Here is a 21,950-nt window from a genome sequence, read left to right as displayed (position 1 = left end):
GGCGTCAGGGGCGCCGGCGAGTTTGTGCAAAACAGCCAATCGCATGACACGGCTTTACTAAACCACGCCCTACCGATGAAAATACTTGTTCGCCCGCCGCGTTCCGGCCCTGTCGGGCGAGGGAGACTTGATGCCGATTTCCGGTGAACTTCTGCGGATGATGAATTACGTCGACGACATTGCCGCCACGCTCCGCCGCGTGACCGCCAACCTCAGCTTCATGACCCCCGAGGAAAAGCAGCGCCTGGCCGACTACATGCGCAAGTCCGATCCCAACTTCATCACCGTGCTGGAAAAGCTGGAGCGCGGCGCCTGATGCCGGGCGCGACGCCGCAAGTCCGCACGATTTCCGTCATCGGCGCCGGCATCATGGGGCGCGGCATCGCCCACGCCGCTGCCCTCGGCGGCTACCGCACCATCCTTGAAGACATTCTTCCCGCCGCGCTGCGCAAAGCGGAAACCGAAATCCGCGGCAACCTCGACAAGGCCGTCGAGCTCGGCAAGGTCAGCCGCCCCGACGCCGACGCCGCCTTCGCCCGCCTCGAATACGCCACGTCGCTCGAGGACGCCGCCCGCCAGGCCGACCTCGTCATCGAGGCCGTCCCCGAGGAGATGGAATCGAAAATCGAGATCTTCACGCTCCTCGACAAAATCTCGCGTCCCGGGACGATCCTGGCGTCGAACACTTCGTCGCTCAGTATCACCGAGATCGCCGGCGTGACCTATCGCGCGCCCAAGATTCTCGGTATGCACTTCTTCAACCCCGTGCACAAGATGAAGCTGCTGGAAGTCGTGCGCGCGCTGGAAACCGACGACGCCACGCTCGCCGCCGCCGTCGAAGTGGGCCGCCGCATGGGAAAGGAAGTGGTGGTCATCAAGGAGTCGCCCGGCTTCATCACCAGCCGCATCAACGCCATGATCGGCAACGAGGCCTTCTACATGCTCCAGGAGGGGATCGCTTCCGCCGCCGACATCGACAAGGCGCTGAAGCTCGGGCTGAATCACCCCATGGGACCGTTCGAACTGGTGGACCTGGTCGGGCTCGACACGCGCCTGCACATCCTCGAATACCTGCACCGCACGCTCGGGGAAAAATTCCGCCCCGCGCCGCTGCTGGTGCAGTACGTCAAGGCAGGCCGCCTCGGCCGCAAGTCCGGACGCGGCGTGTACGACTATCCACAAAACGCGTCCGCGGAATCAGCGCCCGCGGCGAAGAAACTCAGCCCGCCTGATTGAAAAAGTGCCGCCGCCGCAGCCGCCCGGTACCCGGTACGCCCAACTCCCTGCTGGTTTGTTCCGGCAGCTACTCGGGATAAACTGCTGCGTGTAAACAAATTGTGGAACAACCGGCTCGCCTCGGGCGTCTGTAAACGTCGAAGCGGGATGGGCGTGCTGGCGGTGAAACCGGCGGCGGTTCCGCAATGTGTTCAGTGGCAAGCGGAGCTGCGCCCGCGCCGGCGCACTTCGCTGCTCGCCCCCATGCGCCTGCTGCTCGACATCGTTGGCCAAACCCTGCGCACGCTTTGGGCGCACAAGCTGCGCTCGTTTCTCACCATGTTCGGCATCGCGTGGGGCGTGGGGTCGCTGTTGCTCCTGGTCGGCGTCGGCGAAGGCTTCCGCAGCGGCAACCGCCGCCAGCTTTCCCAGCTCGGCGAAGACGTGATCTTCCTCTTCTCCGGCCTCGCGCCCGCGGTCAAGGGACACACCGGCACGCGCCAGTACTACCTCACCTACGACGACTTCCAGGCGATCAAGGCATCGCCCGCCGTGCGCAACGCCGCCGCCATCCTGTCGCGGGGCGACATCCGCGCGGTGAGCGAATTCGGCAACAGCGGCGCCGGCGTCACCGGCGTCACCCCCGAGTTCAACCAGGTGCGCTTCGTGCCGGTCGATGCCGGCCGCTGGCTCAACGACGCCGACGAGGCCCAGCGCCGCAACGTCGCCGTGATCGCCGTCGATCTGAAGAAGAACCTCTTCCCCGGCCGTCCCGCCCTCGGCTCTACGATCTTGCTCAACGGTGTCCGCTTCGAGGTCGTCGGCCTGCTGCAGGACGTCTCGCGCGACACCCGCCAGGCGCAGGACACGCGCGCCTTCATCCCCTACTCGACCATGCGCGTCTACTTCCCGCTCAAGGGCGTGCCCTCCGACAACGTGATCTCGTTCATCAACTACCAGCCGCGCGTGCGCGGCGCGAACGAAGAGGCCAAGCGCCAGGCGCACCAGATTATCGGCCAGCGCCACGGCTTCGACCCGGACATCGCTGAGTTCAATGAGTGGGACACCATCGCCAACCAGGAGATGGTCGGCAAGATCTTCACCGCCATGGACCTGTTTCTCGGCGCCGTCGGATTGATCACGCTTGCCCTGGGCGCCATCGGCGTCATCAACATCATGCTGGTCTCGGTCACCGAGCGCACGCGCGAGATCGGATTGCTCAAGGCGCTCGGCGCCACCAACCGCAGCGTGCTCACGCAGTTTTTCCTGGAGGGCCTGTTCCTGACGCTGTTCAGCGGCGGACTCGGCATCGCTGCCGCCGCCGGCCTGATGCGCTTTCTGCACACTCTGCCGTCGCAGCCGGGATTCGATCCGCCGACCCTGGTGCCGGCTTCGGCGGCGCTGGCCATCGGCGCACTCGGTTTTGCCGGCATCGTCGCCGGACTCTATCCCGCGCGCCGTGCCGCCATGCTCCAGCCGGTGGAAGCGTTGAGGAAGGAATAACGCCATGACCCGCGACGTAATCGCGCAGGCCTACTTCGCCATGCGGCACGACTCCCGCCGCACGATGGTCACCATCATCGGCATGGCCTGGGGCATCGCGACGGTCGTTTTGCTGCTCGCCTACGGCGCCGGCTTTGGCACCGCCATCCGCAACATCTTCGAAACCTGGGGCGTGAAAGTCATCGGCGTCTTCCCGGGACGCACCTCCATGCAGGCCGGCGGCCAGAAGGCCGGCACCCAGGTCCGCTTTACCCAGGACGACATTGACCACATCGTCGCGACCGTGCCGCTGGTGCGCCACATCACGCCCGTGTTCGGCAAGTCGGTGAAAGTGCAGAGGGACGAACATACGCTCGACACCTGGGCGCAGGGCGGCACCACCGCCATTCAGCGGATTCGCAATCTCGACATGGCCGAAGGCCGCTTCTACAACGAAGAAGAAAACGCCCAGCGCGCCCGTGTCGTGGTCATTGGCCCCGACGCCAAGGCTGAACTCTTCCGCGGCGCGCCTGCTCTGGGTGAATACATTCGGCTCGACGGCGTCAGCTTCCAGGTGATCGGCGTGCTCGAACCCAAGCCGCAGGAGGGCAACGACAGCGTCAACAAAAGCATATACATCCCCGCCGGCGCCATGGGCGCTCTGCGCGACACCTACTACGTGGACGGCATCTGGTTCGACTACGAGGGCATGCAGTACGAAAAAATCGAGCAGGCCGTGCGCGCCTCGCTCGCCGCCACCCACAACTTCCGTCCCGACGACCGCCGCGCCGTTTGGGTCTTCAACGGCATGAAGCGGCTGAGCCAGTTCGAGATCATCAGCGCCGGACTCCAGATTCTGCTCGGCTTCGTGGGCACCCTAACCCTCGGCATCGGGGGCGTGGGCCTGATGAACATCATGCTGGTCTCGGTCACGCAGCGCACCCGCGAAATCGGCGTGGAAAAAGCGCTGGGCGCGCGCCGCCGCCACATCCTCATGCAGTTCTTGGCCGAGGCCATGGCCATTACGGCGGCCGGAGGCGTGCTCGGCATCCTTATCTCTTATGCCATCTCGTATGGAGTAGGGACGCTCACCCTGTACAGCGCCCTGGCCAAGAACGGCGAAATGGGCGATATCCGCCTGGTGATTCAAATGAAGTCGCTGCTCACCGCCACGCTGATCCTCGCCGTCGTTGGCCTCATCAGCGGCATGGTCCCGGCCATCAAGGCCTCGCGCCTGGATCCGATCGAAGCCCTGCGTTACGAGTAGTTCCTTGTTGTCATCCTGAGCAATTGCCTCACCCTCTTTCCACCCGAAAGTCGTAACACCCCGCCTCCGTGTCACGCACGTGGACATACCGCACACCCACGTCGTCGAGCAGCCGTTCAATCACCGGCTCGACCGCGCCGTCATCCACATACTCCTGCGCCAGCAGCCGGCGCCCCGCGCCGTAAGCATTCAGCGTGAGCCGATGCGCTCGCAAATCCTCGGGAAATCCGCCGCGCTCGTCGTACCGCTCGCACTCCTCTTCGTGGATGAACACCGGCCCAGGCAGCGGCAGTGGCTCTAAGCCATAAAACGGATCGAACGTGAACAGGATGCGCCGCTCCTCTCCAACGCGGAACGTCCGCAGGCAATGCCGGCACGGCCCGTACCCGGTCGCCACCTCCACGTGCGCCGGATGCCCGTAGCCCGGCGACTTCATCGATTCCCGGACCTTGTTTGCCGTATATGTCGGCATGGCAACCACTCGAATGCGATCCATGATGCTCTCCTCTGCGAAAGTTTCTTCGTCGCAGACCCAGCATCGCGCAGCCGGCCCGGCGCCAACTATCCGCTATGTGCCGTCAAAAAAATGTCGATGGGCCCAGCCGCCCTCGGCTGGGCCCTTGGTTCGCGTAGCGCCCGACGTCTCTCCTGCGAATGCGTGAGATGTCTGTCAAGTCCCGGGGACCCCCGATTTCCGCGCAACCCCCACGAAATAGGCGCACTAAATTTTCCTCGCGCCTTCCCATTCTTCCCCCACAACCTGCTACCCTTGAAGCAGGCCCGCGCACACGCGCGGGCTTCGTTCTTTGACAATCCGGGTGCCGCTAACCCCTTTAGACAACATACTTTGCGTGTAACTCCTTTAGATCAACAGACCACCAACAGACCTTCGCCGCTAACCTCCTGATTCCATTCAACACCGAGGGGGGAGGGTATATGTTCGGGAGCGACGAAGGCCCGGCTGCGCCTTCATGGACAGCTCCGAAGCCGGCATCCACTTGCGCCTCGACCTCACCACGCCGGTCGCTGCGACGATCATCCTCGTCGTCGTCGGCGGAATCATTCCGGCGCTGAAGGCTTCGCGCCTCGACCCGATCGAAGCGCTGAGGTATCAGTAGCAGTTCTAAACAGGAACGCTCGCTGCTCGCCGCCGTTCCACCCAAAGCGCCGCGGCCAGCGCGGTAACCGGGATTGCCAGCATCCCCAGGTACGCGCCGCCGAACGCGATCAGGTACGCCGGAAGGAACAGAAACAGCGACGGCACGAGCAGCCCAAGCCATCGCTTGTGCTCCACCAGCGCACTCGTGAGCAGGATCAGCGGCAGGAACAGGATCGTGAGGTCGTGCAGGTAGACGTGGTAGCCGACCAGCGCAGCCACCGTGATCGCCAGCCCGAAGTCGAGGTCGAACCACAGCCCGCGCTTTTCCGCCGGACGTGGCGCCACGGCGGCAAGCAGGAATACGACAACTGAGATTGCAATCGTCGCCACCCGGAGGAACGTCTCGCCCACGCTAAACGCGGCAATGAACCCGCGGACGTTCGGCATGGCGTTCGGCAGATCGAGCAGCTCGGCGGTGTACTTGAGCAGCATCGGGTACTGCATCGCGCCATCAACGCCGGCGGCCGCAATCGAAACCAGCATGAGCGCCGCGGCCGCCGCCGCGAAACCGGTGATCGCCTTCACCTCGCGCCGCAGCAGCAGGATGAGCGCGACCGGAACGACCAGGTGCCACTTGATGAGCGCGAGGGCCAGCACGCCGCCGCCGAGAGCGTCTCTGTTCCTCTTCAGCGCGATGAACGCCAGCGCGAAGAAGAAGAGCTGGAGCACCGAGTCCTGTCCTTGCATCAGCGCCACTGCGATCGGCGCAAACGCCAGCGCCGGACACCAAACCGCGGCCTCGCGCCACGGTATCTCCGCCGAAAGCAGCGGACGCAGCCAATGGGCCGTCGCGAACAGCAACAGCACATTGATCAGCGCCCACAGGTACAGGCTCTGCGCGAACGGCAGCAGCGACAGCGGCGCGAAGACCAGTGCCTCAAAGGGCGGATGGTTGAACGGCACGGTCGACCGGACCATCCCGAACAGGCGCTGCTGGTAGTCCACCTGCGCCGCCAGTTCGTAGAGGTAGGCTGAGCGGCCGTCCGCAACCATTCGGCCTGCCAGGTAGAAGCCGGCCCAGTCGGCCATTCCGCGGCTGCCGGCGCGAATTCCTTGCACCGCGAGAACGATGTTCGCCGCCATGACCGCGAGGACGAGGAGCGCAAGGGCAACGCGCAACAGCGAGCCAGGCTTCAAGAATGGCCGTCCGCAATCGAGGTAAGCGCGACTTGTGCCGTAACCGGGAGCAGGATGGCCGCAGTGTAAACCATGGCTTGCGGCACTGTAGAATTCCGGAATGGGTCCCGTTTCTTCGCCGCGCCTGGAGCGCGTTCTGCGGCAGCTCGAGCTCTACGAGCACCCGCTGCTCGATTTCGGCGCGCGCGCCAAGGGCGACGGCGTGGAAGTGATCATCCGTTTCAAGGATCCGTCCGTGCCGGTGCACACTTATTTTTTTCAGATGCACCCGCGCGATCTCGATCATCCCCAGTTCGAGTGGACCTTCCAGCGGCAGCTGTTCGACTGCCTGCACGACTACCTGATCGAAATGTTCGTGCGCACGCCGCAGAACAAGCAGGACGCGCATCAGCGGTGATGAACACCATCGGCAAACCGCGGCCAATGACTCCGGCGCCGGCTGACTCGCCGCTGCGCCGCCTCATCGCCGAAGAGATCGCGCGGCGCGGCCCGGTTCCCTTCTCGCGCTACATGGAGCTCTGCCTCTATCACCCGGAGTTGGGCTACTACTCGCGCGCGGAAGAGAAGTTCGGCAAAGGCGGAGATTTCTACACGTCGAGCGATGTGTGCGCCGTGTTCGGACGCCTGCTGGCGCGCCAGTTCGACCAGATGTGGCGCGCGCTCGGCGAGCCGCCATCGCTCGATGTAATCGAACTCGGGCCTGGCCGCGGCCTTTTCGCGCAGGATGTGCTCGCTAACGCCGAGAGGAAGTACCCCCGCTTCTACGCGGCGGCGCGATATCGGCTCGTTGAAAGCTCTCCGTCGCTTCGCGCACGCTTGCAGACAACGTTTGGGCCGCATATCGCCCAGGAACGCGCGTCGGTGCATGCGGGGATGAGCGAACTCGCGCCTGCGGGGAATGCCATCGTGTTCGCCAACGAGTTCTTCGACGCGCTGCCGGTGGAAGTGCTCGACTATCGCGGCGAGGTGCGCGTGGGCATGCGCGACCAGCACTTCATCGAGCAGTTCGCGCCGCCCTCAGCCGAGGTCCTGGAATTCGTCGATCGCTACGGCGTCCACCCGGAAAACGGTGAGCGTGTGGAAGCAGCGCCGGCTTATAGGGAGTGGCTCCGGCAGATCGCGGGAGCATTCCATCGCGGGTTCGTGCTCGCCGTAGACTACGGCTACACGCGGGGCGAGCTGCTGGCAGGGCGCCATCGCGGGACCATCGCCGCCTTCCGCCGGCACACGCTGAGCCGCGATCCGTACGAAGCGCCCGGCGAGCAGGACATTACCGCGCACGTGAACTTCACCGCGCTCGGCCAGCTGGCGCGCGCCGCCGGAATCGGGCCCGTCGCCATGGTGACCCAATCTCAGCTGCTCATGGGCATCGGCGAAGCGGACCAGTTCGCGGAAATCTTCGAAGACAGCACGCGGCCGCAGGAGCACGCCAAACGCGCGCTGCAACTCAAGCACCTGGTCACGCCTGCGGGAATGGGCGAGAGCTTCCACGCGCTGCTGCTGGCCAAAGGCGTGGGAAAAGAAAAGGCCGCCCAATTGAGCGGCCTGAGGTTTGCCTCCTCGCGCGGCGAGTTTGCCTCCTCGCGCGGCGGGACGTAGCCAGCTGCGTCTCGGCAGAATGACTATCCCTGCTGCGGCGCGCTGCCGAACAGGCGGTTCCACTCTTCCTGGTTGATGCGGATGCTGCCGTCCTTCTCCATGCGGGCGCGCAGGCTGCCGCTGAACAGGTCCATGCGGTCGCGGCGCTTCTTCTGCACCAGCGTCTCGCGGATCTGCTCGCGCTTCTTGGCGTAGTCCTCGGCCGAGGGCTGCTGCTTCTCGGCGATCTGGATGATGGTTTCGCCCGCCGGAATGTTGATCGCGTCGCTGATCTCGCCCGGCTTCATGTCGAACGCCACGGAAACAGGTCCGCTCATTCCGCCCAAGTCGGGCACCTGGCTGTCGATGGTGACCAGTTCGCTCGTCTTAACGGGAACATTCAGCTCCTTGGCCGCCTTCTTCAGATCGTGCAGCGCTCGTGCGCGATCAGCCAGTTCACGCGCCTTGCGTCCCAGCATGCCAACAGCGCGTTCCTGCTTGAACTCGCCCTCCACCTGGTTGCGGATCTCCTCGAAGGTGGCTGCCGACGCAGGCTTTACGTCCACCGCCTGAACCACAGCGTAGCCCTGCGCGGTCTTGGCCAGCTCGGGCTGCCCGCCCTTCTGCTGATTGAACGCGGCGGCCATGAACTCGCCGTTCACCCCGACGCCGGGAAGCGAGTCGCTGCGCTTGACCCAGTCGGTGGTCACCACGTTCAGGTGGTTCTCCGCCGCGGCCTTCTCCAGGCCGCCGCTGCGCGCCGCGTTCAGCACGCGGTTGGCCAGCTGATCGCCGGCTGTCGCGGCGCGCTGCTGCGCGAGCGTATCAGCGATTGAATTGCGTACCTCGGAGAGCGGCTTAAGGTGCGCCTCGGTGCGCTCGTCCACGCGAATGATGTGGTAGCCGTAAGTGGACTTCACTAGGTCGCCGATCTTGCCCACCGGCTGGCTGAATGAAGCCTGCTCGAACTCCGGAACCGTGCGCCCGCGCTCGATCGTGCCCAGCGAGCCGCCGTTCTTGGCGCTGCCCGGGTCCTGCGACTCCTTCTTCGCCATCTCGGCGAAATTGGCGCCCGAGCGCAGCTTCTTCAGGATGTCTTCCGCCTTCTGCCGCGCTTCGGCATCGCCTTTCGCGTCAACTTTTCCGTCCGGGCCGGGCGGCGGCGTCTTGATCAGGATGTGGCTGACCTTGGCGCTCTCCGGGACACGGTACTGGTCCTGGTTCTGCTGGTAGAAAGCCTCGATCTCGGCGGGCTTGATCTGGTTCTTGGCCTGTTCCACGATGTTGGAGGTGTCGACCACGATGTACTTCAGCTTGCGCTTCTCGGGGCTGGAACTCGCATAGCGCGTGTTCTTGCCGGCTTCGTAGAACGCACGCAGCTCCGATTCGGCGGGCTTCACCTGCTTGGCAAGCTCGTCCGCCGTCAGCAGGGCGTAGTCGAGCTTCACCTTGGTGTTTTGTTTCTGGAACTCCTTCTGCACCTCGTCGTCGGTCACACCCACGCCGGCCGCGATCGCGCTCTGCAGCTTGTTCAGCGCCAGCTGCGTCTTGAAGAGCTGCTCGAACTGCTGCACGCCCATGCCGAAGTTCTGGGCGACAAAGTTGTCGTAGGCTTCCTGGCCGACGAAGTTACCGTTCGGGAACAAAGCGCGCCCGAACTCACCCTGGCGCAGCGCGTCGCGGAGCTCGGCGTCGGTCACGCGCAAGCCCAGGCGATCGGCTTCCTGCAACATGGCCTTCTGCAGGATCAGGCTGTTGGCGGCCTGCTGCATCAGGAACGGGACAAGCTGCTCAGGCACGCGTCCGCCGAACTGCTGGCGGCCGATCTGGCGGGCCAGGTTCTGGACTTCCAGCGAGGTCACTTCCTGATTGCCGACCTTGGCCAGCGTGCCGCGGGCGCCGCCGGCAAAGTTGTCGCCCAGAATGCCGCCGGGAACGAGGGTGATGACCATGGCCACGCAGATGACCAGCAGAATGCCGCCGAGAACAATCTTCTTGGCCGGGCCAGGGGTTTGAAGGAAACGAATCATTCCAATGACTCCAAAAGAAGATGGCGGAACGTTTGATTATAGCCGAGCTTCCACTGGTTTGCTGGAAGGCTAGGCAGCCTCAGGCAGGGCGGTGAGCGGCTCCGGCTCGGGCGCTGCGCCCTGAGTGAGGCGTCGCGGCACAGCCAGTGAGAGCACGTAGAGTCCGAGAACGGTCATCAAGGGCTCGATGGGATGGCGATAACGCGGGTGCGGGAACGTTATGTAGTAAACCGCAGGGTACACGAGCATGACGGCAGCAAACAGCCACGCCCCTCGACGCCGGTTACGAATGGCCAACACGAGTCCCCAGCCAGCCAGTGCCGACGAGAGGACGAACAACGCCGTGCGCGCGCGCGATCCGAAGCTGTACTCGTAATTGCGGGGCGTCCCCGCCCAGTAGAAGGCGAAGCGGCGCGCGCACAGCCGCGCAAAACGACCCGGGTGCGCGGCAATGAAGCGCAGCGCCTCCTGCTTGCGCGCGCGTGCGTAGTTGACTTCACCCATCCGGGCCACGCGGTCGAGCTCGACGGCGTTCTGCGAGGGGTGGACCCACCACATCCACAGCCCTTCGGCCGCTTCCGAGTTCCCCATGCGCAGCTCGGCGCCCAGATTGCTTCGGATGAAAATGAACGTGCCGAACACGCGATAATCGCGGATGAGCCACGGCGTGATGCATGCCAGCCCGATGCCGGCGGCCAGTGCCGGGCCGCGAAGCGTTCGCGCGAAGTTGTGGCGAGCAGCCGAAATCACTCGCCACGCCGGCCAGGCCAGCGCAAACGGCATGACGCTCAGCATAGAAGGATTGGCGAGCGCGATCGCGCCCCAAACCAGGCCCGTGAACGCCCAGTCACGCATGCGCGACGCGCGCGCCAGCCGCAGGGCGAGCAGCACCGCGACGCTCAGCAGCAGCGCCGAAAGCGACGTCTCCCAGACCCACCGAACGGCCCAATAGATGGAATATGGCAACAGCGCCCACGTCCACGCCGACCACACGGCGAGCCGCCGGTCGAAAGCCATTTCCCCGATGCCCCAGAGCGCCAGGCACGTCAGCGCGGAGAAAACTGAGTTGAGGGCCAGCAGCGTCCAGGCGGACGCGAACGTGTAAACGCCAAAGACGCGGAAGACGCCGGCGATGATCGCCGGGTACAGCGGCGCAACCCACGCCGACGGGCCGGTGGGACGCGCAAAGGGCGAGCTGAAGCCATTGCCCGCGACGAGCGAGGCGGCGATGCGTCCGCTCTCCCATCCAAAGCCGAAGTTCCCTTCACTGCCGCTGAAGCGATACGTGTGCCCGGCCGTCATCACCAACAGTCGCAGCAGCACAGCGAAGACAACGATGGCCCATGGGAGCCGGAACCATGCGGCGGCGGAAGGAGAGGTCGCGGCGTCAGACGCCGGCGGAAGCGTGGCAACGTCCCAGGTGGCGGCCTGGGAGGAGAAGGACAGCGGAGCCGTTGCAGCACCCGACTGCAGGTTCGGCCCGGGTCCCTGGATCCCTGGGGAAGGCCCGTCTTGCACCTGTCATTAGACGCAAGCCGTTTGCGAGGGGTTACGTGGCGGTCGCGGCCGAGACGGAACTCGGCGCAGTGGAAAAGTCAGGGATGAAGGACCGCTTAGCTCTTTTCCGGGTCCGACGAGCCGTTTCGCTTGGTGAGGGCGCGGTCCACGATGCTTTGTATACCAACCAGCACCGTCTGGTCGGTCTCGGGCATGGTGGCATCCACCAGCGCCTCGCTCCAGCGCTGCGTACGCAGCAGCAGGTTGGGGACGACTTCGGCCGGGACCGGCAGCAGCATGTAGCCGAGCCAGATGAGCAGCATGATGTCGAACGAGGTCATGCGCATCATGTTCAGCGCGGTGTCGCCAAACACGCCGCGAATGCGCTGCGTGTAGAGGATCAACTCGACAGTAGCGGAAACGCCGAGTCCCAGCGCGATGCCGGAAATCTGATGGCGCCACGTCAGCGCCAGGTGCGAGGAGAAGAGAACCACGAGCAGCAGCAGCCCGCACTGCATGATCCCGACCGCGCGCTCGATGCTGAGGATGACCGAGACAATCTGGGGGGCCGTCGCGCCGAATCCCGAGGCCAGCATCATCATGCCCATCATGACCACCACCACACCCGACCACTGGAACAGCACCGTGCCGAAGTCTCGCAGACCCTCATGCCGACGGAACATGCTGGTGAAGATCTCGTAGATGACCGCGAAGGCCATCAAGGCGTACAGGGCCGAGGTGGTCCAATAGGCGTAGAAGTACGCTCGGTAGGAGATGGAGTGGGCGACCTGGTACACGAACCAGGAAAGAAGGTTGAAAATCACAAACGAAAAGAACAGAGGGTACCGCCGATGCAGATGACGGCGGAACATGAACCAAAGAACCAGCCCTTCCAGCAGAGGCTGGATGTTAAACAGCGCGTGGAATAAGAATTTGGTCATTTGGGCGAAGGCAAAGCATACCTCCACGCCCACCTGATGACAAGCAAGTTGTTGCCACCAAGTCCGTTACGTTGGTTACCTGGTCAGGGTGTTTTTTACTGGCTACCAGTTGGGATCTACGTCACACTTCGGGTTAGCCGGATCGCACAAGGGCGCAGGCCCACCGCCGCCGAAGGCTTCGCGAACCGGGGACATCGCGGCAGAGTACGTACCGGCCAGAACCATGGTGAGAGCAAGGATGCGCACGATCTTCTTCACGGGAATCTCCTCTGTTTTTGGGAACTTAGGGATGTCTTACAAATGACCACCGCGCCGCTGGCTAGGGCGTCGCAGGATGAAAGTATAGGGGGAAAGGGCTTCTATTCAAAGCAAAAACATGCGTCAACATGCGACACTTTAGTCGCAGGTTGTGGTACCAAGTTAGTTATTGACTATGGCCTTTAGGTGCTATCCCGGTTAACAAATGGGCGCCTCTGGAGGGCCATTGGTTCGTTGTACGCCCGGCACTTGGGGCTCGGTTCCCGCACTTTTTGCAGCAAAAAAGCGGCCCGCAGCCGCTCTTTTGCCGGATCGCCCAGGACTACTTCTTCCCCATCTTGTCGGCTGAGATCATGTCCACCTTCATGACGTGGATCTGGTTTTTGTCAGCGTAAACGTGGGCCTGGAGCTTCACGTGATGGCCTTCGTGCCCCTTCACGTCTTCCGGATTGACGATGCCCCACGACTTGGATTTGTCCTTGTCGGGGGTGAACTTGGTGCCGTCGGCGCTGATGGTGCCGGCCATGGTCTTCAGCGGCGGGTTCTCCGACATCTTCTTGCTGTCGCTGCCGCCGGACATACCCTGGGCGAACGCGCAGGTACCCACCGTCAGCGTCAGGGCCAATGCCAGGACAAACAACTTCTTCATACCGAATCTCCTCGAATTGCGGATTGTGTCGCGAGCCCTTGGCGGGCTGTGGGAGGTACGCGCCAGGACCGCAGAGCGGATTTCCGCCGGAGAGGAAATAAATGAGGGCCGCTGCCCGCGGTTCAGGGTTCGGGCAGCGCCGAGGGCGCCGGCGGATTCACCGGCGAGTATTGCAGCACATCGCCGCGCCACTCGATCGCTTCCCGTGCCTGAACGACTTCCGCGATCTCGAACTCCACCAGCCGGAGCGCCCCGGGGAACTGCGGCAAGCGGGGGTCGTCCCAAAGCACGCGCGCGGCGCCGGCGAGCTGCAAGGTGGACCCGCGCATGAAGTCCACGAACAGCAGCCCGCTGCGCGGGTTCATCACCAGATTCCCGAGCGTCTGGAACATGTTGTTGCCGGAGTAATCGGGAAAGAGCAGGCGCCGCGGCGATTCCACGCGCACAAAACCCGGACTGCCGCCGCGATGTGACGCGTCGGCGCCGCGCGACGAGTGAGCACTCGCGATAAAGAAGGTGTCGGCGTGCGCGATGGCGCAGACCTGCTCCTGGGTGAGCATCGTACCGCGACGGGTCTCCACCAAAGCGAGGGGCGCGCCCTGCCCCACCCGCTCGAGCCCGCGCAGTTGAATGTATTGCGGGCAGTTGAAGAACACCTCGCCAACTTCGACTCGGACTTCATCGTCGCCGAGTAGTTGCGCGCTGCCGTTGAGGCGCACCCGGCGCCGCGTTGCAAGATCGATGGCCAACAGTCCAACCGGCGCGCCGGGTCCGCTGCTCAGGTTTGCGAAGAGCGGATCATGAGTGGCGATCCCGGCGGCGATTGCGATCGTGTGCTCGTCGAGCGCACGCAGAAAACCCGGCTGGCCGGAAAGCAGCGATGCCCAAACATCGCCATTCAATGAGACCGAGGCCACCACCACGAACGGCAGCTCGGCGAGAAACGGTTCCACCTGTGCGGGAATCGACGTACGCAGGCTCTTGCCGAGCGGTACGTCGGAGGGGACGCCGGCGCGCCGCTGGACCTCGAGCTCGCCCTCGTGGAATTTTGCCAGCATGAGCTGCTGATGTCGCGGCCCGCCGTTTAGTTACGAAAATATTTTGCTTGCTGCGCAGGGTCCCCGGGACGAACTGCGCCGTCTGTTAAATTCATCGGCGAGGAAAATGGTGCACATGTCGAAGACCGCCACAGTTGTTCCCGAGGACGCGCTCCGCCGCCGCCTCGAATCAATCCCGATTACCCACACCCTCAAGCTGCACCTGGAGCGCGCCGGCGCCGGTGAAGCCGTCCTCACCGCGCCTTACGAGCGCCGCTTCGACGGAATTTTCGAGTCCTTCCACGGCGGCTTGCTGATGACGCTGGCCGACACGGCCGCCTGCGTCGCCATCCTTTCACTCGCCGGGACCGATGCGCGCGTGACCACCACCGACATGAACATCCGCTTCCTGGCGCCCTGCAACTCCGATGCAACCGCCGAGGCGCGGGTGATCAAGTTTGGCCGCAGCCTGGTGCCCGTAGCGGTGACTCTGCGCGATTCGCAAGGACGCGACGTGGCCATTGCGCAGGTGACGTATATGCGATTGGAGAGGAAATGAAGTGGATCGTGGATCGTGGATAGTGAATAGCAAACCACTAATAACCACTATTCACTATCCACTGCGTTACCCGATCCTCAGCAGCAGCACCGGCTCCAGCATGAAGTCGAGCCCGTTGATCTCTTCCAGCGCGCGCTGGACCTGTGGCTCGGAAACCGGCTCCACGGTGATAACGAACGATAGCCGGTCCTTACTCATGCCGGGCTCCTGCACGACCGAATCAATGTTGATGCGCTGGCGCGCGATCGCTTCGGCCACGCGCGCCACGATGCCCGGTCGGTCGCGCACGGTGAGGCGCAGATACCAGCTCACCGGGTGCGGCGCCGGCGTGGGCGTGAGGTCGGCGCACGTCTGGAATGCTGAGCACGGCTTGAAGGCGAGGGTGCCGGCGGCGACGTGCCTCGCGATCTCGATCACGTCGGACGCGACGGCAATGCCGGTCGGTCCGCCGCCGGCGCCGCGACCGTAGTACATCTGCGCGCCGGCGCGCTCCCCGGTGATGAGCACGGCGTTGTGCGCGCCTTCCACCCCCGCAAGCATGGAATGCTTGTCCACCAGCCACGGCCTTACGCTGAGTTCGAAGCCGCGACCGTTGCGCTCGGCGGCGGCGATCAGGCGGACCGTCCCGCCCAGGCGCCGCGCGTAGTGCAGGTCCACTGCCGCGATCCGCGAGATGCCGCTGGTTGCGATCTGCGCCGGGCGCAACCTCCCGCCGAAGGCGAGGCGCGCCAGGATGCAGAGCTTGTCGCGCGCGTCGATGCCCTCGACATCCAACGTCGGGTCGGCTTCGGCGTAACCGGCGCGCTGCGCTTCCGCCAGCGCGTCGGCGAAGCTGAGCGCCGCACTCTCCATCTGCGTCAGGATGTAGTTGGCCGTGCCGTTCAGAATGCCGCGCACGCTGAGCAAGCGATCGCCCGACATGGATTCACAGATGGCGCGCAGCACCGGAACCGCGCCGGCGACGGCAGCCTCCATGGCGAGCGGAACATTGTTCGCGCGCGCCAGCGCGAACAGCTCGTCGCCGTGCTCGGCAATCAGGTTCTTGTTGGCCGTGACCACCGGCTTGCCGGCGGCAAGCGAGGCGCGGACAAGGTCGCGCGCTTCGCCCGTACCCCCGATAGTTTCGACGACGATGGCCACGTGCGGCGCCGCGACCAGCTCGCGCCAATCCGTCAGCGCGCGCGCGCCGCGGGGCAGCTCATCGGCCACGATCGCTGAGCGCCGGCAGACTGCCGCCACGCCAATGTGCACACCGGTGCGCGCTGCGATGGCGCCCGCATTGGCCGCGAGCGCGTCGGCGGTCCCGCGGCCGACAGTTCCGTACCCGGCGATGCCGATGCCGATGTGGCTGCTCATGTCCTCGATTCTCCTTTCCCGCCAAGCGCGGCGCGGCGCTCGCGCGCGCCACGCGATTCAGCTTGCGCGAAGATCAATTCGGCATCGAGCCCGGCGCCGCTCAGGCACTCCTTCACGCGTCGCGCAACGCGCGGCTGCGGCGCGCGCGGCGCGAGAAACATGAGCACCGAAGGGCCCGCGCCGCTCAACACGGCGCCGAGAATGCCGTCGCCACCGGCGAGAGCGCGCAGCGGATCGAGCAAGGGGCAGAGCGGCGCGCGGTACGGCTGATGCAGTTTGTCGGTGAGCGCGCTGCGGAGCAGATCGTCGCGCCGCTGCGCGAATGCCGTGGCGAGCAGCATGGCGCTCTGCACGTTGGCAACCGCATCCGCGCGTGACACCTGCGTGGGAAGGACCGCTCGCGCCTTCTCCGTTGCAAGTGGCCTGGCTGGGACAGCGAGCAGCAATGGCCATCGTGGCGCGGCAAGCGTGGCGACGTGCAGCGCGCCGGTTCCCATTTGCGCCACCGCGATGCCGCCATGCCAGCATGCCGCGGCATTGTCGGCGTGGCCCTCGCGCCGCACCGCTTCCTCCAGGATTCGCTCGTCGGTCCAGCCGAGGCCGCCGAAGTGGACCGCCAGCGCGATGCCGGCCAGTCGGGCCGCGGCCGACGACCCACAGCCCTTGCCGACGGGAATCTGGTTTTCGATTCTGAGTGCCAGCGAAGGCGCCGGCTTGCCGGCCTGCCCGAGCACGTCGCGATAGGTCTCAACCAGCAGGTTGCCTTCGCGCGCGCCACAAATTGCCTCGTCGCGCCCGGTCGCGCGAATGAGATCTTCGGCCGCAACCTCGGCGGAAACCTTCAAATGAAAGTTAAGCGCCAGGGCAGCGCAATCAAACGCCGGACCGAGATTGGCAGACGTCGCCGGAAGCACGATCTGAAACGCGCGCGGGCCCGCCTTCCGTTTTCCGGACTGGCGACGCTTCCCCATCACGCATGGCCTCCGGCTTGGTTCAGCGCGTGGATCACCGCGTCGGCGGAAGCTTCGAGCGAGAGCGGCGGCCGGCGGGAACGCGCCGTGTGATCGTGATCGGCCGCGGGACGCGAGTGGAAATCGAGCGTGTACTCGGGATCTTTCAACAAATGTCCTGTCAGGATGAGCACCGCGGTCTCGCCCGGCTTCACGAAATGCATGTGCACCAGCTTCTTGAGTCCGGCCAGCGTGGCGGCCGACGCCGGCTCGCAGCCCACGCCGTCGGCGCCGATCTCGGCCTTGGCGATCGCGATCTCATCTTCCGTCACGTCTTCGCAGGCGCCGGTGGTCGCCCTAAGCACCGCGATCGCCTTCTTCCACGATGCCGGATTGCCGATGCGGATCGCCGTGGCGCGCGTTTCGGCGCGCACCGGCTCAAGTTTTTCGCCGTGATGCTCGCGCAGGCTGCGCGCCAGCGGGTTGGCGCCCGCCGCCTGGATGATGGAGATTTTGGGCAGCTTTTCGATGAGCCCGAGCGCGCGCAGCTCGAGGAATCCTTTGCCAAGCGCGGACGAGTTCGCCAGATTTCCGCCAGGCACGATGACGTGATCGGGAACGCGCCACTCGAGTTGTTCCAGCATCTCCACCGCCGTGGTCTTCTGTCCTTCCAGGCGAAACGGGTTCACCGAGTTCAGCAGGTACACGGGAAACCTGCGCATGACCTCGCCGAGCACGCGCACGCAGCCGTCGAAATCGGTGGCGAGCTGGCAAGTGAGCGCGCCGTATTCCAGCGCCTGCGCCAGCTTGCCCCACGCGATCTGGCCCTGCGGCACCAGCACCAGGCTGCGCATGCCGGCGCGCGCGGCGAAAGCGGCCATGGACGCCGACGTGTTCCCCGTGGACGCGCAGCCCACCCACTTGAAGTTCTGCTCGCGCGCCACCGAGAGCGCCGCCGTCATGCCGGTGTCTTTGAACGAGCCGGTCGGGTTCATCCCCTGGTGCTTCGCCAGCAGGCGCTGCACGCCCGCGCTCACCGCACAGCGCGGCAGCTCATAAATGGGCGTATTGCCTTCGCGCAGCGTGACCACGTGCTCGAAGTCGCGCACGATGGGCAACAGCTCGCGGAATCGCCAGACGCCGCTCTGGTCGCAGCCCTTCGGCGACGTGCGGCGCGAGAGCCACGTCTGCTTCAGTGCGGCGGCGTCGGCCCCTTCGAACAGCTTGCGATCCGACCACGGGTAGCTGACTTCCAGCAGATCGCGGCACTCAACGCAGCGAAAATCTCCGGCTGCTTCGGCGACTTCGGCCTTGCAACCGATGCAGCGCAGGACAAAACGGGCGCCATCGTTCATGCCCGAGTTTGTACCCTGTTTTGCGTCACGTGAAAAGCGTCCCGGCCGCGGCACGGGCCGCGCCGGTCTCCACGAGCGCGTCCTGTTTGCTCCCGAAAAACTCTTCATGGACTGCCTGCACCACGTCTCCCGCCGACGCGCTCGGCACGGCGAAGCAGATGTTCAGCTCGCTGGCGCCCTGCGCCACGGCAATCACGCTGACGTTCCGCCGCGCGATCGCTCCGAACAGTCGGGCCAGAATTCCCGGCACGCCTTTCATCGCCTGGCCGAGCACCGCGACGACGGCAACGTCGCGCTCCACGCCGATCGGATTCAGCACGCCGTGCTTCAGCTCGGTGCGGAACAGGCGCTTGATGGCGTGCACCACCACGTCCGTATCGCGCTCGCGCAGCACCAGGCCAAGGGCGTTTTCCGACGACGACTGCGTGGTGAACAGGACGTCCACGTGCTCGTGCGCCAGCCGCAGCAGCAGCCGTCCGAAAACCTCGGCAAAGTGCACGTCCCAGCGCGTGCTCAGCGTGACCAGCGACGCGCGCGTGACCGCCGTGACCGCCTTCACCGGCGACGAGCCCGCCTGTCCGGTGGTGGTAATGCGCGTGCCCGCGGCATCGGGCTGGAATGAATTCTTGATCCACACCGGAATGCCCGCTTCCATGCATGGCCGGATGGCGCGCTGATGGATCACCTTCGCGCCGTAGTAGGAAAGCTCCACGGCTTCGCCGAACGTGATCTCCGCCAGCGTGGCGGCGTTCGGACAGACGCGCGGGTCGGCGGTCAGCACGCCGTCAACGTCGGTCCAAATCCAGACTTCGTCGGCGCCGATGGCCGCGCCGAGCAGCGTGGCGGAATAATCGGAGCCGCCGCGTCCCAGTGTCGTCAGCTGGCCCGTGGCGGTCGCGCCGCGATATCCGGTGACCACGGGAACGCGCCCGGAGTCCAGCAGCGGCAGCAACACCTGGCGGGCTTTGCGGCGGGTGGCGTCCAGGTCGGGCGCGGCCTCGCCGAAGCGATCGTCGGTGACCACCACGCGCGCCGCGTCCACGTAATCGCACGCTAGGCCGAGTTGCGCCAGGTACAACGCGCAGAGCTGCGCCGAAACCTCCTCGCCCAGCGACAGCGCCATGTCGTGCACCTGCGGCGTGGAAGTGCGCAGTTGCAGCACGCCGGAGCAGACTTCACCCAGGCGAGCCACGCCGGCGCGCGCGGCCGCGCTGGCCGCTTCCCGGGCCGCGGGCGCGAAGAGCTCGGCGATCACCGCCTCGTGGCGAGCATCGAGCTCGCGGCATCGCGCTTCGACCTCGCTGCTCGAGCCGTTGCGCGCCGCGTGCAGCGCCTTCACGATGGCGTCGGTCACGCCAGAAAGCGCCGAGACGACAACCACGACGGCGCTTTCGCGCGCGGCTTCGCGCACCAGCTCGGCCGACTGGCGAATGCGCTCCGCCGCGCCGACCGACGTTCCTCCAAACTTCATCACGATCAGGCCCATGGGTCTCCTGCCCTGCTGCCTCCGGCGATCGACGGGATGATCATGACCTCGTCGCCGTCCTGGAAGCGATAAGTGGAATTACCGAGAAAGCGGATGTCTTCGTCGTTGACGTAGAAGTTGAGGAAGCGGCGCACCTGGCCCGACTCGTCGCGCAGATGCGGCTTCAGGTCGGGAAACGTGCCGCCCAGAAAATCGAGCAGCTCAGGCAAATTGTTCGCCGCAGGCACCACGACCTTCGCTTGTCCGGCGGTGTGACGCCGCAGCGCCGTGGGAATCTGCACGACAATGCTCATCGCGCACCTCCTGCCGTGGCCAGTTCAGCCGCAAGCGGTGGGCCGGCAACCTTCTCGAACTCCGCCAGGCGCGGCGCGATCGGCTCGGCCAGCTCGTACCGGCCGGTGAGCACGTCGGTGGTCTTCAACCCGTTGCCGGTGATGCACAGCACGGTGAGCTCATCCGCGGCGATGCGTCCCTGCTCGAACAGCTTGCGCGCGGCGCCCACGGTGACGCCGCCGGCCGTCTCGGTGAAGATGCCTTCGGTTTCCGCCAGCAACTGGATTCCCGCGACGACTTCGGCGTCGCCGGCGTCTTCTCCCCAGCCGCCGCTCGCGGTCATCACCTCGATGGCTTCGTGTCCGTCGGCAGGATTGCCGATGGCCAGCGAGCGGGCGATCGTCGCCGGCTTCTGCGGCTCGATGTCTTTCGCGCCGGCCTTCACGGCGGTGGTGATGGGCGAGCAGCCCGTCGCCTGCGCACCGAAGAACTTCACCGGCTTCGGTTCCACGAGGCCCACCGCGACCAGTTCACGGAATGCCTTCGCGATGCGGCTGATGAGCGCGCCGCCGGCCATGGGAACCACGACGTTGTCGGGCAAGCGCCAGCCAAGCTGCTCAGCAATCTCGAATCCCACCGTCTTCGAGCCCTCGGCGTAGTACGGACGCAGATTCACGTTCACGAAGCCCCAGCGGCGCTCGTCGGCAATCTGCGAGCACAGCCGGTTCACCTGGTCGTAGTTGCCGGCGATGCGTACCACGTGCGCGCCGTACACCTGCGAGTTGAGGACCTTCGCGGCCTCCAGGTCAGCGGGAATGAAAAGCCAGGCATCGAGTCCCTGGCGGCGAGCCTGCGCGGCAACCGCGTTGGCAAGGTTTCCCGTCGAAGAGCAGCCGACGGCATCGAATCCAAAACGGCGAGCCTGCGCCAGGGCGACGGCCACCACGCGGTCCTTAAAGCTGAGCGTCGGGAAACAGACGGCGTCGTTTTTCACATAAAGGTTCGTGCTGCCCAACGTTTTCCCCAGCCGCGACGCAGCGACCAGCGGCGTGAAACCGGTTGGCAGCGGCGGCTCGTATCCTGGCGGCAGTGGCAACAGCTCAGCATAGCGCCACAGCGTGGGCGGGCGCGACGCGATGCGCTCGCGCGTCAGCTCGCGGCGCACAAAGTCAAGGTCGTAGTTGATCTCGAGCGGCGAAAAGCACGCTTCGCAGATGGACGCGGGCTGGTTGCCCCATGTCTTGCCGCATTCACGGCACGTCAGCTGGTAATGGACTGTCATAACGCCTCTTCGTTGGTCGTTGGTCGTTGGCCAAAGTCAAAACCGTTTCATCGTTGGCGAATCTCCGCAAAACGAAAAACCCACTCGCGGTTGGCGAGTGGGTTTCGGGAAACCTTTGAATTAAGAGGACTGCTTCAGCTCTTAACCTCGCCAGAACTCTGCATGGCGGCTGTGGTCAGCCGCATGCTCATCGCCATGGTGCTAATGGCGATGGTGCTGATGAAAGAGTTCTGGGAAGTCGAAATCATCGTGTCGCAGTTTATGTGCACGTCGTCTCTCTGTCAAGTTCGCCGGTACGGCGGGTGACGTAACGTTGATTGTGTAAAAAGCGAGAGGGTGTAAGTTGGCTTTGCCTAGCAAGCGAAGCCGTTCCTGGAAAGGAGACCTACACCCGATGGCGAAGATAATCCGGATTGAGGAGCATTTCCAACATTTTCTG

The 21,950-nt window shown here is 64.9% G+C and carries 23 protein-coding genes; 9 read left to right on the top strand and 14 right to left on the bottom strand.

Translation table 11 applies throughout. The annotated features are described in order from the left end of the window. The first annotated feature begins 130 nt into the window (after nt 1-130). The 4 genes from VFA60_05205 (at nt 131) to VFA60_05190 (ending at nt 3,964) form a co-directional block, all read left to right on the top strand. Nucleotides 131-316: a hypothetical protein gene (locus VFA60_05205; protein HZQ91170.1), complete on the top strand. Its 186-nt coding sequence runs from the start codon at nt 131-133 to the stop codon at nt 314-316. Then, nucleotides 316-1,236, top strand: coding sequence for a 3-hydroxyacyl-CoA dehydrogenase NAD-binding domain-containing protein (locus VFA60_05200; GenBank protein ID HZQ91169.1), 921 nt, complete (start codon nt 316-318; stop codon nt 1,234-1,236). Before VFA60_05205 ends, VFA60_05200 begins: the two co-directional genes overlap by 1 nt. Before the next feature lie 243 nt (nt 1,237-1,479). Beyond that, nucleotides 1,480-2,718, top strand: coding sequence for an ABC transporter permease (locus VFA60_05195; GenBank protein HZQ91168.1), 1,239 nt, complete (start codon nt 1,480-1,482; stop codon nt 2,716-2,718). A gap of 4 nt (nt 2,719-2,722) precedes the next feature. Beyond that, on the top strand, nt 2,723-3,964 hold the full coding sequence (locus tag VFA60_05190) for an ABC transporter permease (protein ID HZQ91167.1): 1,242 nt from the start codon (nt 2,723-2,725) through the stop codon (nt 3,962-3,964). A gap of 28 nt (nt 3,965-3,992) precedes the next feature. Here VFA60_05190 and VFA60_05185 read toward each other — a convergent pair whose 3' ends face one another. Beyond that, nucleotides 3,993-4,460, bottom strand: coding sequence for a DUF1203 domain-containing protein (locus VFA60_05185; GenBank protein HZQ91166.1), 468 nt, complete (start codon nt 4,458-4,460; stop codon nt 3,993-3,995). Nucleotides 4,461-4,935: 475 nt separating this feature from the next. Here VFA60_05185 and VFA60_05180 point away from each other — a divergent pair, with 475 nt between their 5' ends. Next, nucleotides 4,936-5,082: a hypothetical protein gene (locus VFA60_05180; GenBank protein ID HZQ91165.1), complete on the top strand. Its 147-nt coding sequence runs from the start codon at nt 4,936-4,938 to the stop codon at nt 5,080-5,082. A gap of 5 nt (nt 5,083-5,087) precedes the next feature. Here the strand turns inward: VFA60_05180 and VFA60_05175 are convergent, their stop codons facing one another. Further along, nucleotides 5,088-6,242, bottom strand: a complete 1,155-nt coding sequence (locus VFA60_05175) for a glycosyltransferase family 87 protein (protein ID HZQ91164.1) — start codon at nt 6,240-6,242, stop codon at nt 5,088-5,090. Between the two features lie 118 nt (nt 6,243-6,360). On the opposite strand from VFA60_05175, the gene VFA60_05170 reads away from it, so the two are divergent. Both VFA60_05170 and VFA60_05165 read left to right on the top strand, forming a co-directional pair. Further along, nucleotides 6,361-6,657 (top strand): hypothetical protein, encoded by a 297-nt coding sequence (locus tag VFA60_05170; GenBank protein HZQ91163.1) that lies wholly within the window; start codon nt 6,361-6,363, stop codon nt 6,655-6,657. Next, the gene (locus VFA60_05165; GenBank protein HZQ91162.1) at nt 6,657-7,859 is read left to right on the top strand and encodes an SAM-dependent methyltransferase; all 1,203 of its coding nucleotides are present in this window, start codon (nt 6,657-6,659) and stop codon (nt 7,857-7,859) included. The genes VFA60_05170 and VFA60_05165 overlap by 1 nt, the downstream gene beginning before the upstream one ends. A gap of 23 nt (nt 7,860-7,882) precedes the next feature. Here VFA60_05165 and VFA60_05160 read toward each other — a convergent pair whose 3' ends face one another. The 6 genes from VFA60_05160 to VFA60_05135 form a co-directional block, all read right to left on the bottom strand. Next, nucleotides 7,883-9,868 carry a peptidylprolyl isomerase gene (locus VFA60_05160; GenBank protein HZQ91161.1) on the bottom strand — a complete coding sequence of 662 codons (1,986 nt, stop codon included), beginning with the start codon at nt 9,866-9,868 and terminating at the stop codon, nt 7,883-7,885. A 69-nt stretch (nt 9,869-9,937) separates the two neighbouring features. Beyond that, nucleotides 9,938-11,170 (bottom strand): glycosyltransferase family 39 protein, encoded by a 1,233-nt coding sequence (locus tag VFA60_05155; GenBank protein HZQ91160.1) that lies wholly within the window; start codon nt 11,168-11,170, stop codon nt 9,938-9,940. A gap of 311 nt (nt 11,171-11,481) precedes the next feature. Continuing rightward, the gene (locus VFA60_05150) at nt 11,482-12,189 is read right to left on the bottom strand and encodes a hypothetical protein (protein HZQ91159.1); all 708 of its coding nucleotides are present in this window, start codon (nt 12,187-12,189) and stop codon (nt 11,482-11,484) included. 219 nt (nt 12,190-12,408) lie between these two features. Next, complete coding sequence (locus tag VFA60_05145) at nt 12,409-12,564, bottom strand: hypothetical protein (GenBank protein ID HZQ91158.1); 156 nt, start codon at nt 12,562-12,564, stop codon at nt 12,409-12,411. Between the two features lie 322 nt (nt 12,565-12,886). Further along, nucleotides 12,887-13,213 (bottom strand): hypothetical protein, encoded by a 327-nt coding sequence (locus tag VFA60_05140; protein HZQ91157.1) that lies wholly within the window; start codon nt 13,211-13,213, stop codon nt 12,887-12,889. Nucleotides 13,214-13,335: 122 nt separating this feature from the next. Further along, nucleotides 13,336-14,271 carry a pyridoxamine 5'-phosphate oxidase family protein gene (locus tag VFA60_05135; GenBank protein HZQ91156.1) on the bottom strand — a complete coding sequence of 312 codons (936 nt, stop codon included), beginning with the start codon at nt 14,269-14,271 and terminating at the stop codon, nt 13,336-13,338. Between the two features lie 115 nt (nt 14,272-14,386). On the opposite strand from VFA60_05135, the gene VFA60_05130 reads away from it, so the two are divergent. Beyond that, nucleotides 14,387-14,809, top strand: coding sequence for a PaaI family thioesterase (locus VFA60_05130; GenBank protein ID HZQ91155.1), 423 nt, complete (start codon nt 14,387-14,389; stop codon nt 14,807-14,809). Nucleotides 14,810-14,875: 66 nt separating this feature from the next. On the opposite strand, the gene VFA60_05125 is transcribed toward VFA60_05130, so the two are convergent. From VFA60_05125 to thrC (VFA60_05100), 6 genes are read right to left on the bottom strand one after another with little or no spacing between them, the layout of a single operon-like run. Further along, the gene (locus VFA60_05125; GenBank protein HZQ91154.1) at nt 14,876-16,165 is read right to left on the bottom strand and encodes a homoserine dehydrogenase; all 1,290 of its coding nucleotides are present in this window, start codon (nt 16,163-16,165) and stop codon (nt 14,876-14,878) included. Continuing rightward, nucleotides 16,162-17,136 (bottom strand): homoserine kinase, encoded by a 975-nt coding sequence (gene thrB / locus VFA60_05120; GenBank protein ID HZQ91153.1) that lies wholly within the window; start codon nt 17,134-17,136, stop codon nt 16,162-16,164. The genes VFA60_05125 and thrB overlap by 4 nt, the downstream gene beginning before the upstream one ends. Next, on the bottom strand, nt 17,136-18,470 hold the full coding sequence (gene thrC / locus VFA60_05115; GenBank protein HZQ91152.1) for a threonine synthase: 1,335 nt from the start codon (nt 18,468-18,470) through the stop codon (nt 17,136-17,138). Before thrC (VFA60_05115) ends, thrB begins: the two co-directional genes overlap by 1 nt. Before the next feature lie 25 nt (nt 18,471-18,495). Then, nucleotides 18,496-19,956 carry an aspartate kinase gene (locus VFA60_05110; GenBank protein ID HZQ91151.1) on the bottom strand — a complete coding sequence of 487 codons (1,461 nt, stop codon included), beginning with the start codon at nt 19,954-19,956 and terminating at the stop codon, nt 18,496-18,498. After that, nucleotides 19,947-20,249, bottom strand: coding sequence for a MoaD/ThiS family protein (locus VFA60_05105; GenBank protein ID HZQ91150.1), 303 nt, complete (start codon nt 20,247-20,249; stop codon nt 19,947-19,949). The genes VFA60_05110 and VFA60_05105 overlap by 10 nt, the downstream gene beginning before the upstream one ends. Continuing rightward, complete coding sequence (gene thrC, locus VFA60_05100; GenBank protein ID HZQ91149.1) at nt 20,246-21,511, bottom strand: threonine synthase; 1,266 nt, start codon at nt 21,509-21,511, stop codon at nt 20,246-20,248. The genes VFA60_05105 and thrC (VFA60_05100) overlap by 4 nt, the downstream gene beginning before the upstream one ends. Before the next feature lie 162 nt (nt 21,512-21,673). Between thrC (VFA60_05100) and VFA60_05095 the strand changes: the two genes are divergently transcribed. Next, nucleotides 21,674-21,817, top strand: coding sequence for a hypothetical protein (locus tag VFA60_05095; GenBank protein HZQ91148.1), 144 nt, complete (start codon nt 21,674-21,676; stop codon nt 21,815-21,817). The last annotated feature ends 133 nt before the right edge of the window (nt 21,818-21,950 follow it).

Source organism: Terriglobales bacterium (genome assembly GCA_035651995.1).
GTDB lineage: Bacteria > Acidobacteriota > Terriglobia > Terriglobales > Acidobacteriaceae > DASRER01.
The sequence above is the reverse complement of the archived record's forward strand: the minus strand, read 5'-3'. Positions and strand labels throughout refer to the sequence as shown.

Coding starts and splice junctions, on each gene's coding strand:
- VFA60_05205 (HZQ91170.1), top strand. CDS start 131: ATGCCGATTTCCGGTGAACTTCTGCGGATGATGAATTACGTCGACGAC.
- VFA60_05200 (HZQ91169.1), top strand. CDS start 316: ATGCCGGGCGCGACGCCGCAAGTCCGCACGATTTCCGTCATCGGCGCC.
- VFA60_05195 (HZQ91168.1), top strand. CDS start 1,480: ATGCGCCTGCTGCTCGACATCGTTGGCCAAACCCTGCGCACGCTTTGG.
- VFA60_05190 (HZQ91167.1), top strand. CDS start 2,723: ATGACCCGCGACGTAATCGCGCAGGCCTACTTCGCCATGCGGCACGAC.
- VFA60_05185 (HZQ91166.1), bottom strand. CDS start 4,460: ATGGATCGCATTCGAGTGGTTGCCATGCCGACATATACGGCAAACAAG.
- VFA60_05180 (HZQ91165.1), top strand. CDS start 4,936: ATGGACAGCTCCGAAGCCGGCATCCACTTGCGCCTCGACCTCACCACG.
- VFA60_05170 (HZQ91163.1), top strand. CDS start 6,361: ATGGGTCCCGTTTCTTCGCCGCGCCTGGAGCGCGTTCTGCGGCAGCTC.
- VFA60_05165 (HZQ91162.1), top strand. CDS start 6,657: ATGAACACCATCGGCAAACCGCGGCCAATGACTCCGGCGCCGGCTGAC.
- VFA60_05160 (HZQ91161.1), bottom strand. CDS start 9,868: ATGATTCGTTTCCTTCAAACCCCTGGCCCGGCCAAGAAGATTGTTCTC.
- VFA60_05155 (HZQ91160.1), bottom strand. CDS start 11,170: ATGACGGCCGGGCACACGTATCGCTTCAGCGGCAGTGAAGGGAACTTC.
- VFA60_05140 (HZQ91157.1), bottom strand. CDS start 13,213: ATGAAGAAGTTGTTTGTCCTGGCATTGGCCCTGACGCTGACGGTGGGT.
- VFA60_05135 (HZQ91156.1), bottom strand. CDS start 14,271: ATGCTGGCAAAATTCCACGAGGGCGAGCTCGAGGTCCAGCGGCGCGCC.
- VFA60_05130 (HZQ91155.1), top strand. CDS start 14,387: ATGTCGAAGACCGCCACAGTTGTTCCCGAGGACGCGCTCCGCCGCCGC.
- VFA60_05125 (HZQ91154.1), bottom strand. CDS start 16,165: ATGAGCAGCCACATCGGCATCGGCATCGCCGGGTACGGAACTGTCGGC.
- thrB (HZQ91153.1), bottom strand. CDS start 17,136: ATGGGGAAGCGTCGCCAGTCCGGAAAACGGAAGGCGGGCCCGCGCGCG.
- thrC (HZQ91152.1), bottom strand. CDS start 18,470: ATGAACGATGGCGCCCGTTTTGTCCTGCGCTGCATCGGTTGCAAGGCC.
- VFA60_05110 (HZQ91151.1), bottom strand. CDS start 19,956: ATGGGCCTGATCGTGATGAAGTTTGGAGGAACGTCGGTCGGCGCGGCG.
- VFA60_05105 (HZQ91150.1), bottom strand. CDS start 20,249: ATGAGCATTGTCGTGCAGATTCCCACGGCGCTGCGGCGTCACACCGCC.
- thrC (HZQ91149.1), bottom strand. CDS start 21,511: ATGACAGTCCATTACCAGCTGACGTGCCGTGAATGCGGCAAGACATGG.
- VFA60_05095 (HZQ91148.1), top strand. CDS start 21,674: ATGGCGGCTGTGGTCAGCCGCATGCTCATCGCCATGGTGCTAATGGCG.